At 57.1% G+C, this 17,029-nt stretch carries 13 protein-coding genes; 4 read left to right on the forward strand and 9 right to left on the reverse strand.

Translation table 11 applies throughout. The annotated features are described in order from the left end of the window. Window positions 1-19: 19 nt before the first annotated feature. Window positions 20-1,825, forward strand: coding sequence for an ABC-F family ATP-binding cassette domain-containing protein (locus ACIRQ6_RS06605; protein ID WP_420863342.1), 1,806 nt, complete (start codon window positions 20-22; stop codon window positions 1,823-1,825). An 18-nt stretch (window positions 1,826-1,843) separates the two neighbouring features. Here ACIRQ6_RS06605 and ACIRQ6_RS06610 read toward each other — a convergent pair whose 3' ends face one another. From ACIRQ6_RS06610 to ACIRQ6_RS06635, 6 genes are all read right to left on the reverse strand, one after another. After that, the gene (locus ACIRQ6_RS06610) at window positions 1,844-3,418 is read right to left on the reverse strand and encodes a Hint domain-containing protein (protein WP_420863343.1); all 1,575 of its coding nucleotides are present in this window, start codon (window positions 3,416-3,418) and stop codon (window positions 1,844-1,846) included. 337 nt (window positions 3,419-3,755) lie between these two features. Then, the gene (locus ACIRQ6_RS06615; RefSeq protein ID WP_420863344.1) at window positions 3,756-4,481 is read right to left on the reverse strand and encodes an SDR family NAD(P)-dependent oxidoreductase; all 726 of its coding nucleotides are present in this window, start codon (window positions 4,479-4,481) and stop codon (window positions 3,756-3,758) included. Between the two features lie 57 nt (window positions 4,482-4,538). Beyond that, window positions 4,539-6,080, reverse strand: a complete 1,542-nt coding sequence (locus ACIRQ6_RS06620) for a trimethylamine methyltransferase family protein (protein ID WP_420863345.1) — start codon at window positions 6,078-6,080, stop codon at window positions 4,539-4,541. 254 nt (window positions 6,081-6,334) lie between these two features. Then, on the reverse strand, window positions 6,335-7,168 hold the full coding sequence (locus tag ACIRQ6_RS06625) for a TPM domain-containing protein (protein WP_420863346.1): 834 nt from the start codon (window positions 7,166-7,168) through the stop codon (window positions 6,335-6,337). Between the two features lie 73 nt (window positions 7,169-7,241). Continuing rightward, window positions 7,242-8,051: an isocitrate lyase/PEP mutase family protein gene (locus ACIRQ6_RS06630; protein WP_420863347.1), complete on the reverse strand. Its 810-nt coding sequence runs from the start codon at window positions 8,049-8,051 to the stop codon at window positions 7,242-7,244. A 62-nt stretch (window positions 8,052-8,113) separates the two neighbouring features. Next, window positions 8,114-9,286, reverse strand: a complete 1,173-nt coding sequence (locus ACIRQ6_RS06635; protein ID WP_420863348.1) for a pyridoxal phosphate-dependent aminotransferase — start codon at window positions 9,284-9,286, stop codon at window positions 8,114-8,116. Between the two features lie 220 nt (window positions 9,287-9,506). On the opposite strand from ACIRQ6_RS06635, the gene cysS reads away from it, so the two are divergent. The 3 genes from cysS to ACIRQ6_RS06650 all read left to right on the forward strand — a co-directional run bounded on the left by cysS (window position 9,507) and on the right by ACIRQ6_RS06650 (window position 13,382). Then, window positions 9,507-10,868 carry a cysteine--tRNA ligase gene (cysS, locus tag ACIRQ6_RS06640; RefSeq protein WP_420863349.1) on the forward strand — a complete coding sequence of 454 codons (1,362 nt, stop codon included), beginning with the start codon at window positions 9,507-9,509 and terminating at the stop codon, window positions 10,866-10,868. Window positions 10,869-10,995: 127 nt separating this feature from the next. Further along, on the forward strand, window positions 10,996-12,627 hold the full coding sequence (cimA, locus tag ACIRQ6_RS06645; RefSeq protein ID WP_420863350.1) for a citramalate synthase: 1,632 nt from the start codon (window positions 10,996-10,998) through the stop codon (window positions 12,625-12,627). Continuing rightward, window positions 12,624-13,382 carry a squalene/phytoene synthase family protein gene (locus ACIRQ6_RS06650; RefSeq protein WP_420863351.1) on the forward strand — a complete coding sequence of 253 codons (759 nt, stop codon included), beginning with the start codon at window positions 12,624-12,626 and terminating at the stop codon, window positions 13,380-13,382. Before cimA ends, ACIRQ6_RS06650 begins: the two co-directional genes overlap by 4 nt. A gap of 140 nt (window positions 13,383-13,522) precedes the next feature. On the opposite strand, the gene ACIRQ6_RS06655 is transcribed toward ACIRQ6_RS06650, so the two are convergent. The 3 genes from ACIRQ6_RS06655 to cobA form a co-directional block, all read right to left on the reverse strand. Then, the gene (locus ACIRQ6_RS06655; protein WP_420863352.1) at window positions 13,523-14,740 is read right to left on the reverse strand and encodes an MFS transporter; all 1,218 of its coding nucleotides are present in this window, start codon (window positions 14,738-14,740) and stop codon (window positions 13,523-13,525) included. A 68-nt stretch (window positions 14,741-14,808) separates the two neighbouring features. Beyond that, on the reverse strand, window positions 14,809-16,080 hold the full coding sequence (locus ACIRQ6_RS06660; RefSeq protein ID WP_420863353.1) for a cobyrinate a,c-diamide synthase: 1,272 nt from the start codon (window positions 16,078-16,080) through the stop codon (window positions 14,809-14,811). Between the two features lie 3 nt (window positions 16,081-16,083). Further along, window positions 16,084-16,935 carry a uroporphyrinogen-III C-methyltransferase gene (gene cobA, locus ACIRQ6_RS06665; protein ID WP_420863354.1) on the reverse strand — a complete coding sequence of 284 codons (852 nt, stop codon included), beginning with the start codon at window positions 16,933-16,935 and terminating at the stop codon, window positions 16,084-16,086. Window positions 16,936-17,029 lie beyond the last annotated feature (94 nt).

Below are 17,029 nucleotides of genomic sequence, written 5' to 3' on the forward strand. Positions count from 1 at the left end.
GGCGTTCTAGGCCGCTGCCATGGCACGTGCACCCCTTCTTCAGATGTCCGATATCTCGCTTACTTTTGGCGGTGATCCGATTTTTTCCCAACTTGGTTTGGTGGTCCAGCAGGGCGACCGTGTGGCACTTGTGGGTCGCAATGGATCGGGTAAATCGACCTTGATGAAAGTCATGGCAGGCTTGGTTGAGCCGGACACAGGCGGTGTGACCATTCCGCCGGGCACATCCGTGGGCTATATGGAGCAGGACCCAACCATGGAAGGTTTTGCCACCCTTGGGGATTATGCCGCCAGCGGGCTGGATCTGGGCGAGGATTACAAGGTTGATATCATCGCCGAGGGCCTGAAATTGAACCCCGATGGCGACGTCAACACGGCCTCTGGCGGAGAACGCAGGCGTGCTGCTTTGGCCAAACTGATGGCCGAGGCGCCAGAGTTGATGTTGCTGGACGAGCCGACGAACCATTTGGACATTCAGGCTATCGGCTGGCTGGAAGAGACCCTGAAATCGACGCGTACGGCCTATGTGATGATCAGTCACGACCGTGCATTCCTTAACGAGCTGACACGCGCCACTCTTTGGATCGACAGGGGGGCTGTGCGCCGACAAGAGCAAGGCTTTAGCGCGTTTGAGGCGTGGCGTGACAAGGTCTGGGACGAAGAAGACGAGCAGCGCCACAAGCTTAATCGCAAGATCAAAGCCGAGGCCCGTTGGGCCGTGGAGGGGATTTCTGCGCGGCGCAAACGCAACCAAGGCCGCGTGCGGGCCCTGCAGGATTTGCGTGCTGAAAAAGCAAGCCAGATCAAACGGCAGGGCACTGCGCAATTGGTCATGGAAGCAGGCCCTACGTCGGGCAAGAAGGTGATGGAAGCAATTGATATTACAAAGGCTTATGGGGACAAAGTGATCCTCAAAGACTTTTCCTTGAAGGTCCAGCGCAAGGACCGGATCGCCTTTGTGGGGCCTAATGGGGCCGGTAAGACGACGCTGTTGAATATGCTGATCGGCAAGACACAACCAGATACGGGCGAGATCAAACTGGGCACCAATCTGGAGCTGGCTGAATTTGATCAATCCCGTGCTCAATTGGACCCTGATATGTCCCTTTGGGATAGTTTAACGGGCGACCCGGATATGCGGGTGTCAGGCAAGGCTGATCAGGTCATGGTCCGTGGTGCGCCGCGCCACGTGGTGGGATATCTCAAGGATTTCTTGTTTAATGAGGCACAGGCGCGCGCGCCCGTGCGGTCCTTGTCGGGCGGTGAAAAAGCGCGGCTGTTGCTGGCCAAGATCCTTGCGCGCGAATCCAACCTTTTGGTATTGGACGAACCGACCAATGATCTGGACATCGAAACACTGGACCTGTTGCAAGAGGTTCTGGGTGATTACGACGGCACGGTCTTGTTGGTCAGTCACGACCGTGATTTTCTGGACCGTGTGGCCAGCACCACAATTGCCATGGAAGGGGACGGGCGGGCCACGGTCTATGCCGGTGGCTGGTCCGATTACCAATCGCAACGCACCGAGGTAATGGCCGCCAACATCGCCAAAAAGAAGGCCACCAGCCCGAAAAAAGACAAAACACCCGAGGCCGTAAGGGCCACTGGCCTGAGTTTTACCGAACAGCACCGGTTAGAGGAATTGCCGGCAGTGATCGAACGTCTTGAGGCCGAGATCGCCAAGCTGGAAACCTTTCTGTCCGACCCCGAGATGTTCACCAAAGACCCTGTAAAGTTCCAAAAAGGCACAGATGCCCTGATCGAACGCAACAACATGCTGTCCGACGCCGAGGCCGAATGGATGGATCTGGAGGAACGGGCCTAGGGCCTGTTTCTTGGCTGCTTAGCTCAGTGGTGGGGCCACTTGGAGGGTTTGGCGCATATTAGGCTGGAATTCACAGGCGAGGATTTGATCCAAAGACACCCCGGACCGCGAAAGCACATAATCCTCGGGCAAAGGCAGCTTTTCGGAGAACGACCAGTACAGCGGCTGCGCGTCTGTCCCTGTTTCGTCTGGCGAAATCAACCCATCCTCGGTGATGTGCTTGCCAAGGCCTTCGACCAATTCCGCAAGGCTCATGTCCACTCCATTTGGGTGGATGAACCGCGTGTCGAGGCGCAGTTTGGTGCTGTTCGTGATACGTGTTTGACCGGTTTTTGTGGTCTCGCCTGTAACCACGCACAAAACCCGTTGATCACCCTCTGATCCTACCGGCAAGCCGGTTGCTGCACGGATTTTTTGACCCGATTGTGTGACCACAGCCGCGTCCGACCGCAAGATGTCGATCAGTGGCACGTGGGTGCCGTCAAACACCCCGTGGGCGCATAGAAATACGTGTTCCGGCGTGACGTGCAGCCCGTGGAAATCCAGAACGATGGTGGTTTCTTTGGAAAACAGCTTGGTGACGCGACCGGGCACCAATTCGCCGGTGTTTGTGTAAGACATGACGATATCATCGACTGCGACGTCTTCGATCGTCTTTTGCGGCCCGTCCCACATTTCGATCAAAGAACCGGCGGCAAAACAGCGTTGGAGTTCTACAAACCCACCGTTTTGAACGCCAATCACTTGGGTGCGATTGGTAAAGCCGTATTCGCGCACTTCGCTTTCGTTCAGTTGATTGCCGTCTTCGTCAAAAATCTTGGTGCGCATATTGACGCTCATTACGCCATCACGCTGGTTAATCGCTTGGAATTGTTGACGGATTGTCAGTGTCTCGCCGTTTTCACCTTCAAAAGTCCATTGAATTGTTACGGGACCATGCCGTCCTTCGACATATCTCAGGGCTGCTGAATAATTCACACCATCAAAACTGGCAGGTCCTTGATAGTTGGCATCGCCAAAGAACAAAGAAAGCCCGCTGTCCGAGATCGTGTAAGACACTTCGCCACCACCGCCAGCGATCATGCCTGCTTGGGCAAAAAGGATGGTTCCGGGGGGCAAATCCTGGAGGGCAGCTGTCAGATCACTGATCGAGCCGCCGTTTAACTGACTAAAGACACCAGCGGCATATTCTGCACCGCCGCCATTCAATGGTACTGTTATGCCCGCGCCGACGCCAACACCGCCTTCTAGGGTAATCGAAAAGCCAGTGAGCGATGAGACGCCTTCGTCGCCGACATAGGCAATACCGATCTCTACAGCGCCTTCGACCGGGAAGGCCCCTACGCCCAAGGTGCCCGCCAATGAGGACATGCCAAATCGTTCACCGTTGGAATCGTAAACCCAAGTGCGCGTGCCTTCGACCCCAAAGGGCGTGCCTGCGACGCCAGCTTCACCTGCGTAGCCAAAGGTTATCACATAGTCCGAGGAAAGGCCCGCCGCAGCATTTCTGATTTCTGCGTCTGAAGGTAGGACACCGGTTGAAATAAAGTCGTCGATCAGGGCCGTGCCTGTCTCATAATCTTCTGCAGCCATTTACTTGTTCCCCGTTAAACCGTTGTCGACGCTATATAAAAGGTTAATACAACTCCTGCGATAAGAGCAACCCAATGAATTGCCCCAAGCCGACCCATTTTTTTGTGCAAGGGGCGCAGTGGATCGGTTTTTGGTCGAAACAGCCATGATACAAGGTTCCAGATGTTTATGTTCATCCGTTGCCCGCTGTCTTTGAGGGGTTTGAATTCTTCTTGGCTGGTCAGATGCCAGAATGAAACAAGAGTACCCACAAAGGTTAGGATGACCCCTAGGGGCAAAATCACATCGGCTTCGGACATTGGGACAGGCCTTCTTTCTCAACCATTTGTCCTTAGGGCTATTTCATCCGCAGTGCGCCGTCCAGTCGGATGGTTTCGCCATTCAGGTAATCGCATTCCACGATAAATTGCGCCAATGCGGCGTATTCATCAGGCATGCCGAGGCGTTTAGGGAAGGTCACATCAGCGGCGAGTGCGTCGGTGATTTCGGGCCCCAAGCCTTCCAGCATCGGGGTCATAAACACACCGGGGGCGATGGCCATTGTGCGGATCCCTGATCGGGCCAGATCGCGGGCCATGGGCAACTGTAACCCAGCGATCCCTGCCTTTGAGGCAGCATAGGCCGTTTGTCCCATTTGCCCGTCAAAAGCGGCAATCGAAGCTGTCGAGATGACGACGCCGCGCATGCCACCTGCATCGGCTGTGTTCTGCGCCATTTCAGCGGCCGCCAATCGGGTCACGTTGAATGTGCCAACAAGATTGATGTCGATGGTGCGTTGGAAGCTGTCCAAGCGGTGCGGCCCATCACGCCCCACGGTTTTCTCGCCTGTTGCGATGCCTGCACAATTGACCACACAGGTGATCTGGCCCATCGCCGCTTTGGCCTTCGTAACGGCATCTGCCACGCTGGCCTCGTTGGTCACATCGCAGACCGCTCCATCTGGAACCTCTTGGCGATCAAGAATGAACATTTTCGCGCCTGCGTTCCGAAAGCGTGCAGCCGTGGCGGCTCCAAGGCCTGATGCACCACCGGTGACGATGGCACAGGTATCTTTGATGAGCATTGCGTGGGGCCTCCTAATTGAACGCGTGTTCAGATTAGCAAGGCCCCTTGCAAGAGGCTAGAGCGAAAGATGGATGTTGAACCGCTCGCGAATGGCTTGATCCGTTACCGGATCCAACACTGCCGCGGACACGCTGCCCAAAATTGCGTCTTTTCGCGCGGTTGCTGCTTTGATCAGATCGGGTTTGCCTACTTCGGCCCATTCTTTGGGGGATGTACGATCCGCAAGGGACGGATAGATATATTCGGTCTGCATCACGCTGAGTGTCTGGTCCGAGCCAAGGTAATGACCTGGCCCGCCCATGCAGGTGGCGCGCATGGTCTCTAGACTGAGGGTGTCCGTGGTCACTTCGATCCCGCGCACACAACGCAGGGCCTGGCCCAGCAGATCATCACCCAAAATCAGGCTTTCCATGCAATACCCCAGCAATGAGGCATGCATGCCTGCGGCTTCATAGACCATGTTCAGGCCTGACAGACCCGCCATGACATTGGAACACATCTGTTCCCATCCCGCCTGCATGTCCGGAAGTTTCGCGTCGGCGATGCCCGCAGCAGCCCCACCGGGCAGGCCATAAAACTTGTGCATCTGCGCGCAGCCAGCGGTCAGCAAGGCCTGTTCACCGGATCCGCCAGACATAGCGCCCGAGCGTAGGTCAGACACAAATGGCCATGTCCCAAAAATTGCTGGATGTCCGGGTTTGATGGAATTGACATAAACAACGCCAGCCAAACATTCAGCGACCGCCTGAACAATCGCGCCTGCAATTGGGGCAGGGGCCGTGGCACCGGCTTGACCCGCAGACAACAACAAGACCGGCATGCCCGCATGGATGCAGCGTTCCATCACTTCGCAGCTTTCAGTGGCAAATTTCATTGGCGGGACGACAAAACAGTTCGAGTTTGACACGAAAGGGCGCGCGCGCCACGTGGCCTCGTCACCTGCAATCATATGCAGCATATCTACACAGCCGGGCACGAAGTCAGGCTCGACAAAGCTGGTGCCGACATGTTTGGTCGTGCCGGAACAGCAGGCATAGATTGTGTTCAAATCCAGTTCATAATTGTCGGTGATATCGCGGGCCACCAAGGGGCGCTGAAGAAAGTGCAGATTATCTAGGGTGTCTACGATGCGGGCTGCATCAAACAGATCCTGCAAGGTGCTATCGCGGTAATTGCGGCCCTCAACATCCACCACATGGACGGCAGCACCTGCTGTGCCGTAGTGAACACGGTCATCGCGCAAGTCCAGATCATGTTTCGGATCACGCCCATGCAGGGTGATCGTCTTTGCCGCTTTGGCCAGCATGTCCTCAACCAAAGCGCGGGGAAAGCGGATGCGCCCGTCGTCACCCAAGATCGCGCCAGCCGCGACCATATAGTCGATGCCCGATTGTGGGGCTTCGCACAGGCCGATTTCCTCAAGGGCAGTCAACGCCGCTTCGTGGATATTGGCGATATCGATGTCAGAGAGGGGCTTATAGGTGCCGCCGGACAGGCCAGCACGCACAGGGCGCAGGTTTTCGGCTAAGGGGGCTGCACGGGCTGCACGGCGGGCTGCACGACCGCCAGCACGGCGGGATGTGGATTGGTCATTCATAGCAAAAGGCTCCGGGTTGGAAAAAGATCAAAGGTTTAGTCAAAAACCCTTGATCGGCGCCCCCCGCGCGGCACGCCCTCGCGTGGCCCCAATGACCATCGCGACAATCCAATGCTGACAGATAAAGCTGTTCATCTGCCGTCCTCCCTAAGTTAGAGCCAGCAGAACAGATTGTCGCACCCCAGCCCGTCTATTTGCGACAAATGTCGGTTTCAGACAGTTTTAGGCTTCTTTTTTCCAAAAATACTCAAATTCTACCACTTGCCAGAGGCCCCTCCGCCCGAACTGCTGCCGCCACCAAAGCTGCCGCCCGAGGACGAAGAGGTTCGCGAAATCGTGTAGCGCTGCTCGTCGTGGTAGCTGCAATTGAGGCAAGTTGTGGTCTTGTATCCGGCGCCAGTACTTGTGCGCGTGGCAGGCGTGGTCGTGCGCTTGCTTTGTTGCAATCCGCCTGTTTGGCCACATTGGGGGCAGGCCCGTCGCTTTAGCCTTAGTTTTTGATAAGGACCCTTGCCTAGAACAATAGCGGCAATGCCTACGAAGAGACCGAAGATCCCATATTTTTCCCAATCAATAGCGGTTTTTGGCACCTCGCCGTTTTGGAAAGGTATCGCGATCCGGTCTATGGTTTGCTGAATGCCTCTCTCTATGCCGCCCGCGTAGTCGTTATTGCGAAACGACGGGATAAAACCGCGCTCTATCGCCTCTGAGGCCGCGCGATCCCATTCGAACCCATAGCCTGAGCCCAGTGCGATGCGCATTTCACGGTCTTGGCGAAAGATCAGCACCAAAATACCATCGTTGCGGCTGCTGTCACCCACACCCCATGTGTTAAAGAGGTTTGTGGCATAGTCTTCGAGGTTGAGCGGACCTACATAACTGGCCATAGCTGTCAGCGTCACAAGGGTTATCTCCACGTCCCGCTCTGATTTGAGCCGTTCCAAAGTGGATCGAACCCGCGCCTCGGCGTCCTCCGGTAGGAGATCCGCAAAGTCGTTTACAGTGGTAGATGTGTAGTCGGGATAGGTCTGGGCTGTGGCCCCGAAACTTAGCCCGATCCAAAGACAGATGGTCAGCAATAGCCGCATAAGCGCTCCTTTTTAAAATGTGGAATGTTAACAGGATACGCGGATCTTTCCGGGGATATCAGGGGAAAAAGGCCTAGTTTTTCGCCCCTTGTGCCAATAACGCGTCTTTTTCATCGCCGGGCAAGGCATTGGACATGGCTTTAAAATCGCCTGTTAGGATCTGTTGGCCCGCATCCACGATTGTGCGGTAAGTGGTCCGCGCAAAGGCCGATCCAAGTGAGATCCGCGCAACACCAGTAGCGGCCAATTCGGCGCGGCTGAACTTGGTCCAAGGCCCTGCCGCAAGAACGTTTACAGGGACAGAGGTCTCGGCACAGATGCGTTTGAGATCGTCTAGCGTGGGAGGCAGCGGCGCATAAAGCCCATCAGCCCCCGCAGTCTCAAACGCCTTGAGACGGCGGATGGCCTCGTCGATATCGTAGCGCCCGTTCATCATCCCATCAGCGCGGGCCACAAAGAAAAAATCGCGCTTGCAGGCGCGCGCCGCACTGGAGGCCGCTTTGACACGCTCCACGGCCAGATCAAACTCATAGGCGCCACCATCGGGCAGGCTTTCATCTTCGATACAGATGCCTGCCAGTCCGATCTCTGCTGACAGGCGGACGGTTTCGGCGCAAGTCTCGGGGTCATGACCAAAACCGTTCTCGAAATCGCCCGATACGGGCAGGTCGGTGGCACTGAGGATGTCTTGGGCATGGGCCAGGCTTTCGTCACGGCTGACGTGCCCTTGGTCGGGACGTCCCAAAGTGAACCCATGGGCGCTGGAGGATGTGGCCAAGGCTTGCGCCCCCAAAGCCGCCATGACCTGTGCGGATCCCTTGTCCCAGACATTGATCAGGGTGAACGGGTTGCCCTTTTGGTGCAGGTCACGAAAACTGGTCATCGGTTAGCCTTTGTTTGAGGGGGCGGGTGCCTCCGGCGGGAGTATTTTTTAGAAAAAAGAAACTAAGGGATCTGGTTGGCAGCAAAGGTGCAAAGAGTTTCCAGCGCTTGGGTGAATTTGGTGTCTTCTATGGTCATGGCCACGCGGATATGGCCCGCTGCGGCTTGGCCAAAGCTGTCACCGGGCATGACGGCGATGTGGTGCGCGTGCAATAAGCCATAGGCAAAGTCAGTGGCGCTGAGGCCTGTGGCGCGGATATCCAGCATCAAATACATGGCCCCGTCGGAGTTGATCATTTTAACCACGTTTTGGCCGTTGATCACAGATTTGGCCAAGGCGCGGCGTCGTTTAAATGGCGCGCCGATTTCAGCCTCAAAGGCGGGACCCTGATTGAGGGCAAAGAGGGCGGCGTCTTGGATATAGCCTGCCACGCCATAAGTGGTGTGGGTGGCAAGGTTCGTGAGGTGTTCTATGGCCTGCACAGGGCCTGCGACCCACCCCACGCGACTACCGGTCATAGCGTGGCTTTTGGACATGGAGCCCACTATCAGGGTGCGATCCGCCATATCAGGTAGGCTACGAGGGCTGATATGGGCGCCTTTCCATACTTGGCTGTCGTACACCTCGTCTGAGATTACCCAAAGATCGGCATGGGTCGCTGCCTCGGCGATGCCTCGCACGGTGGCCGCGTCATAGACCACGCCGGTGGGATTGTTGGGAGTATTGATCAAGATGCTGGTGGCCCCCTCGCTGGCAGCCAAAATATCGGCCTTTTGCGGTTGGAAGTTATTTTCGGGGGTACATATGACGGGCCGCGGGGTGGCCCCGATGCCGCGCACAGTGCCAGGGTATGTGGCGTAATAGGGATCACAGATCAGCGCCACGTCGCCTTCGTTACAGCAGGCCAGATGGGCGGCAAACAGTGCCGCTTGGCCACCGGGTGTGATCAAAATGTTGTCGCGTGTGGTCGGAATGCCGGATTGGGCCTGAAGGCGAGCCGCGACCTTGTCACGCAAGGCCACTATGCCCGGGACCATTGCATAGCCCGTGTGTCCGCCCTTTGCGGCGGCATGCATGGCGTCTAGGATGATCGGGTCGGTGCGAATGTCATGTTCGCCGATGGTCAGTTCCACGACATCCACACCGTCAGCAATCATCTGGCGGGACTTATAAAATACCTCCCAGCCGTCTGAGCCGCCGGGAGTGATATGGGTGATGCGATGCGATAGGTTCATGGGGCTAGGATGGGCCACAAGGCCTGCGCGCTGTCAAATCGAATTGTGTGATCTGAAACATATGGACAAAGTGATGAGGCTGGGGAATAAAGCAGGCATGAGCCTGTGCATCTGCATCACCCCCTGCATTATTTGCTGACATATCACTGTCGGGCTTATCTTCTGTCGTTCTTTTGAAACTATGTTAAGTCCCGCCCGACGGTAGCCAAGGACTGTGACGATGGTTGAGATCAAACTGACCAATTCCAAGACCCGCCGCAAAGAGGTGTTCACACCTTTGGATGCGCAAAACGTGCGGATGTATGTCTGTGGACCCACGGTTTATGATCGTGCGCATCTGGGCAATGCGCGGCCTGTGGTGGTGTTTGATGTGCTCTATCGGTTGCTTAGGCATGTCTACGGCGAGGGGGCCGTGACTTATGCGCGAAACTTCACGGATGTGGATGACAAGATCAATGCGAAGGCTGCCGAGACGGGCCGTGATATTCGCGAGATCTGTGATGAGACGATCGGCTGGTTTCTGGAGGATATGGGCGCGCTGGGGGCGTTGGAACCGGATCACGCGCCCCGCGCGACGGAATGGATCGCCCAGATGGTCGATATGATCGCGGATCTGGTGGCCAAGGGGCACGCCTATGAGGCGGAAGGCCATGTTTTGTTCGCCGTAGAAAGTTATCAGGGCTATGGCCAGCTCTCGAACCGCTCGGTCGATGACATGATTGCGGGCGCGCGGGTCGAAGTGGCCCCTTATAAGCGCAACCCGATGGATTTTGTGCTGTGGAAGCCGTCTTCGGGGATTGAGCCGGGGTGGGAGAGCCCATGGGGCTATGGCCGTCCGGGGTGGCATATCGAATGTTCCGCTATGGCGCGGGAATTACTGGGGGACCGGTTTGATATTCATGGGGGCGGGTTGGATTTGCAGTTTCCGCATCATGAGAACGAGATAGCTCAGAGTAAGGCGTGCTGTGGTGAGGATAGTTTTGCGCAAGTCTGGCTGCACAACGAGATGTTGCAGGTGGAGGGCAAGAAGATGTCCAAGTCACTGGGCAACTTCTTTACTGTGCGGGATTTGTTGGATCAGGGCGTGCCGGGGGAAGTGATCCGATTTGTGTTTTTGAGCACCCATTACCGCAAGCCGATGGACTGGACTGAGAAGAAGCGGGCGGAAGCGGAAACGACCCTGCGCAAATGGCGAGAGATGACCAAAGAGGTTGCGCCGACGAGCGTCGACGCGGGGGGGCTCGCTACGCTCGCCGATGATTTAAACACCTCAGGCATGATTGCGCATCTTCACGGGCTGGCGGCGGCTGGCAATGCAGCTGGGCTTTTGGCGGGGGCACAGATGATGGGTTTGCTGACAGACGATATGGGCGTATGGGCCGAAGCAGTGGATCTGAGCGCCTATGAAGCGCTGTTTGACGGGGTGCGTGCCGAGGCTATGGAAACCAAAGACTTTAGTGCGGTTGATGCGTTGAAAGCGCAAATGTTGGATGCGGGTGTCAAAGTACAAATGTCGAAAGAAGGCGTCAGCCTGACAGCTGGCAGTGGCCTTGATGTAAAAAAACTAGAAGGCCTTCTTTGATGCGACGCACACCAAAAGAGCCGCGCCCGACACTGGGTGGGCGTGTTAGCGCCCTCCCGGGGGGAGGGTCGGGCGCGGCTTGTGCAAGCACGCGCCAACTTAAGTTCGATGATAAAGAGTGCGTTTCATGACCAAAACCCGCCTGTCCCTTTACGATACCACCCTGCGCGATGGGCAGCAGACCCAAGGCGTGCAGTTCTCGACCTCGGAAAAGCAACAGATCGCTGCTGTCTTGGACGAACTTGGCGTAGACTATATCGAAGGGGGCTGGCCCGGGGCCAATCCTACGGACAGTGAGTTTTTCGACCAAGCGCCCAAGACACAAGCGACCCTGACCGCCTTTGGCATGACCAAGCGGGCCGGGCGCTCGGCCGAGAATGATGATGTTTTGGCGGCTGTGATGAACGCGGGCACGCCTTCGGTGTGTTTGGTTGGCAAATCCAGTGCGTTTCATGTCACCGATGCGCTGGGCATCAGCCTTGAGGAAAATCTAGAGAACCTAAAGGCGTCGTTTGAGCATATCGTGGCGCAGGGCCGTGAAGCGATCTTTGACGCAGAGCATTTCTTTGATGCCTATAAAGCCAACCCTGACTATGCGCTCGCGGCCGTCCTAACGGCCTATACTGCGGGCTGTCGTTGGGTGGTGCTGTGTGACACCAACGGGGGCACGTTGCCGCAAGAGGTTGCCACCATCACACGCGCCGTGATTCAGGCGGGGATCCCTGGCGATCATCTGGGGATCCACACGCACAATGATACTGAAAATGCTGTGGCCAACACGCTGGCCGCGATTGATGCAGGGGCGCGGCAAATCCAAGGCACGTTGAACGGACTGGGGGAGCGGTGTGGCAATGCCAACCTAACGACATTGATCCCGATCCTGTTGACCAAAGAACCCTATGCCAGCCTTTATGAAACAGGGGTAACGGCGCAGGCGCTGGCCGGGCTGACCCAAGCCTCGCGACTGCTGGATGATATTCTCAACCGTGTGCCTATGCGCCAAGCGGCCTTTGTGGGTGCCTCGGCCTTTGCCCATAAGGCAGGGCTGCACGCCAGTGCGATCCTTAAGAACCCGACGACCTATGAGCATATTGACCCCAGCGTGGTGGGCAACACGCGCGTCATTCCCATGTCGAACCAAGCGGGGCAATCAAACCTGCGCAAACGCTTGGCAGAGGCGGGGCTGGAGGTGGATCCAAAAGATCCTGCTTTGGCGCGCATTTTGGATGTCATCAAAGAGCGTGAGGCGTTGGGCTATAGCTATGACACCGCGCAGGCCAGTTTTGAGTTGTTGGCCCGGGCTGAATTGGGCCTGTTGCCGCAGTTTTTTGAGGTCAAGCGCTATAAAGTGACCGTCGAGCGCCGCAAGAACAAATATAATAACATGATTTCGCTGTCCGAGGCGGTTGTCGTGGCTGTGGTGGATGGCAAGAAGGTTCTGTCTGTTTCTGAAAGCCTTGACGCGGCAGGCAGTGATCGCGGGCCGGTGAATGCCTTATCCAAAGCTTTGGCCAAGGATCTGGGTCCGTATCAGGCGATGATTGATGATATGAAGCTCGTCGATTTCAAAGTGCGCATAACCAATGGCGGCACCGAGGCGGTGACCCGTGTTGTCATCGACAGTGAAGACAGCAAGGGGCGGCGCTGGGCCACAGTGGGGGCAGGGGCAAACATCATCGACGCCAGTTTTGAGGCGCTTTTGGATGCGGTGAATTGGAAACTGATCCGCGATACAAGGCCTGCCGGGACACACGCATGAGCATCCAAGCCTGTGCTGAATTGGTGGAACGGGCCGATCCGGACCGGTTCAGGGCAACTATGGCGGCCCCTGTGGCGGCACGGGACGTGTTGTTTCCGATATTTGCGTTCAACGTGGAAGTCTCGCGCGCGCCTTGGGTGACCCAAGAGCCGATGATTGCCGAGATGCGGTTGCAATGGTGGCGTGATGCTTTGGAAGAGATCCAACAGAACGGCGTTCCCCGAAAACACGAAGTCACAACGCCCTTGGCAGGTGTTTTAAGCGGGGCTATGGCTGCGGTCTTGGATGCCAATGTGGCGGCGCGGCGCTGGGATATCTATAAGGATGCCTTTGAAGACGCCGCGCATTTTGACGAATACCTTGGGGCGACAACGGGTGGTCTGCTTTGGGTGGCCGCATGGGCTTTGGGGGCCAAGGATGAGGCCTCGGTGCGCCGCTATGCCAAGGGCATTGCGATTGCAAACTGGCTGGTGGCGGTACCTGCGTTAGAGGCCGCAGGCCGGATCCCGTTATTAGATGGGCGGGCCGACGCTGTGCGCGATTTGGCCAAAACGGGTTTGGACGCTATGGCATCGGTTTCACGCGATGACATTCCAGCCGTTGCGCATCCGGCTTTGTGGTCTGGCTGGAAGGCCAAAGCGATTTTGCGCCAAGTGATCAAAACACCCGCGCGCGTTGCAGATGGGGCGCTGGGCGTCAGTGAGTTTGGGGCGAACCTTGGGCTGTTGCGGCGGAGCGTTCTTGGCGGGCTTTGAAGGTAGTCTTTGCGCCGTTCTGCGCACGTCAGAATTTAGGATTTGCGCCGTGCTGCGCACGTCGCGGGGCGGCGCGGCCTACGGCCGCGCCATTTAGGTATTTATGGGCTAAAGAAACTGTTTTCTGGATTTACCCGGACTTAGGCAGGGACGCGGTTGCCGCGTAGGCTGAGCCAGACCAAAGCTGCCCCGGCAAGCGTCAGGAATGGCACCATAGCTAGATTGACGGCTGTCCAGCCTTCCACCACGGACCCGCCGGAGCAATTCATCAAGCCGCCAGAGGCAAGCGAGGCAATGGTCACGCAGCCAAACACAAGGGCGTCGTTTAGGCCCTGCACCCGACCGCGCTCGTGTGGGGCGTGGTTCGCAGCCAGCAGGCTGGTGCCGCCAATAAAGCCAAAGTTCCAGCCGATCCCAAGCAAAATGAGAGCCACGTAGAAATTGCCTAATTCGACCCCTGAAAGGCCTGTGATGCCTGCAGCCCCCAAGCAAATCAGCCCTGCGGCGATGACTTTCTTTACCCCGAAGTATCCAATCAGATGGCCGGTAAAGAAGCTGGGGATGAACATGGCCAGAACATGTGCCGATACAATGTCGTTTGCGTTTTTCATGGAAAACCCACAGCCGACCACGGCCAAAGGCGTTGATGTCATTACCAAGTTCATCAAGGCGTAGGCCACCATGGCGCAGATCACGGCGACCACGATCGGGGGGCTGGTGAACAATTGCTTGCGCGTGCGGCCTTGGATCGCTTCGCCCGCTTTGGGTGCCCCGAGCGCAGGCAGATCAAGGCCCAAGAACAAAACACTACCAAAAATGTTCAGCGCGATAATTGCCAGATAGCTGCCCAAAAACGGGATAACGGAAAAGCCTTCGAGCAAGTTGTTAAGCTGTGGGCCGATAATTGCGCCGCCCAACCCACCGGCCATCACAAAGGAAATCGCCTTGGGGCGGAAGCTGTCCGAGGCGCTATCGGCGGCGGCAAAGCGGTAAAAGCCCTGCGCGGACATATAGATGCCTGAAAAATAGGAGCCGATGAGCAGCAACAAGAAGGATCCAGTGTAAAGGCCAACAGCAGCGATGGCAGCGCCAAGCGCTCCGCCAAAGGTGCCAACGACGAATCCAAAACGGCGCCCGCGGCGTTGCATCAGCGGCGAGATCCAAGGCGCTGTGGTCATTGATCCAAAGACAATCATCGAGATTGGTAAGGTTGCAAGGCAAGGATTGGGCGTCAGCATTGATCCTGCCAACCCACCAATAACAAACAGCATCGGCATCTGGCTGCCCAAAATGGCTTGAGCGGCGACCAAAAAGGCTACGTTGCGCTTGGCGCGGCTATCATCAACAACATGGCTCATATCAGCATCGCTACGCCTTTGCGGGCAGGGGGACAAGCCCACAGATTGTATCGGTTTGTGCCATCGGTTTAGTCTGCCCGGTCAATGATGTGCGCGTAGGACCCGCTGACACGGCCTGCCACGAGGCCCATGTCTGGCAAGGCTGTTCCTTCGGCGTCACTGGCTTTGAACAATGGCGTGCCTTCGGCGGATTGTGTGGTGGAGTAGTGAAATTCATGTCCACGCCATGTACCGGCCATTGGTCCATGGCGTGCCGTGAGCGTCCGGTACCCAAGATGTAATTTGCGAGTTGCAAAACTGGTTTGCACGGGCAGCAGACCTGCCATTTTATGACAGTGGCCTTGTGCGTCGATGAGGGTCTCGCCTAACATCATATAGCCGCCACATTCTCCATATATATCAGTGCCTTCAGCGGCGTTTTTGAGGCTATTCAAGAAGGTTTCGTTTTGAGCCAGAACGCCTGCATGAAGTTCGGGGTAGCCACCGGGTAGAAACACGAAATCAGCGCCCGGAACCGGATCGTCGGCGAGGGGTGAAAAGACGGTGATCTCTGCGCCGTGGTGACGCCAATCAGCCATCATGTGGGGGTAAGAAAACCCAAATGCGGTATCATGGGCCACAGCGATGCGTTGCCCGGGGGGACGCAGGCGCGAGGTGTCACTGGCCGCCAAAGTGCCATAGGCAAGGGCTGCAAGAGCTGCAATATCGATGTGGGCCTCGACGATCCCTGCGACCGTGTCGAGGAACTGTTCAAGATCGGTCCGTTCCATTGCTTGCACCAAGCCTAGGTGCCGCGACGGGGTCGCAAGCTGGCCCATCCGTGGAATTGCCCCCAACACAGGGATCCCAAGGGGCCCCAGCGCGCGGCGCAGCATGGTTTCGTGGCGGGCCGAGCCCACGTTGTTAAGCAAAATCGCGGCCACGTGCACATCTGGGTCATGACGTGCAAAGCCTGCAGCCAGTGGCGCTATAGATCCAGCCATTTTGCCTGCATCGATCACCATAATCACGGGAAGGCCGAGGGTCTTGGCCAAATCTGCTGTCGATCCCTTGTTGTCGGGCGGAGCGCCGTCAAACAGACCCATGGCCCCTTCGACGATCAATAGGGGGTCATCTGTCGCGGCCAAGCTGCGCAGGCGGGCAGGGGTCATGGCCCACGCGTCCAGATTTACACAATGGGTGCCGCTGGCGGCCTCATGAAAGCGGGGATCGATGTAGTCGGGGCCGGATTTGCCCGAGGTCACAGCGATGCCAGCACGGGTCAGGGCGCGGATCACACCAAGTGTCAGCGTGGTTTTCCCGCTGCCAGACGCTGGTGCGGACAGGATGAGGCCGGGCATGGATCAGGCGCTTTCGGCGGGGCGTCCACGACCCAATGGGTCCAAATCGCGAGGGGGCTGACCGTCAAGCATGCTTTGCCAATCCAAAACCTGCCGCATCAGAACCGATCGGCCAACGCAGATGATGGCAGGCGGTTCCAGGTTGCTGGCGTCGATATCGGCGACCAAAGTGCCCAGTGTTGATTCGAGGACTTTTTGATCGGCTGTTGTGGCTGTTGTCACCACGGCCACGGGTTCGGACGTGTTGCGGCCAGCGTCGATCAGGCTTTGCGAGATCCGCGCCACATGTTTCATACCCATGTAGATCACGATCACCTGAGAACCCTTTGAAATTGCGTTCCAATCCAAGGATGATGTTACGTTTCCAGACTGGTCGTGGCCGGTCACAAAGGTCACAGATTGATTGACGTCGCGGTGGGTCACAGGGATGCCGGCATAGGCCAAACCGCCGATGCCTGCGGAAATGCCGGGAATGATGCGAATGCCGACGCCGTGTTGCACAAGGGTTTGTGCCTCTTCGCCGCCACGACCAAAAACAAAAGGATCGCCACCCTTGAGGCGCAGAACCCGTTTGCCTTCGCGGGCCAGATCCACCAACCGCAGGGATATGTCGCGTTGCTTGGCCGAGGGTTTGCCGCCGCGTTTTCCGGCGTATTCGTGCACGGCTTGCGGGGCCCACTCAAGAATGTCCTTTTGCACCAAGGCGTCATAGACGATCACGTCCGCTTGGCGCAAAGCGTTGAGGGCATGAAGGGTCAAAAGGCCCGGATCACCGGGGCCAGCACCGCACAGCCAAACCCATCCGGGTTGCATTTGGGGCCATTGACCGGCGGGATATGATATTGAGTCGTCCATTGGGGCAGTATGCCCGTGGTCGTCGCATCTGAAAAGGTGGGAAGCGACGCGCAAATGCGTATTGGCGTCAACAGCATGGCTGCCTATAGTCCCC

The sequence above is a fragment of the Algirhabdus cladophorae genome (assembly GCF_044772865.1).
Classification (GTDB): domain Bacteria; phylum Pseudomonadota; class Alphaproteobacteria; order Rhodobacterales; family Rhodobacteraceae; genus Algirhabdus; species Algirhabdus cladophorae.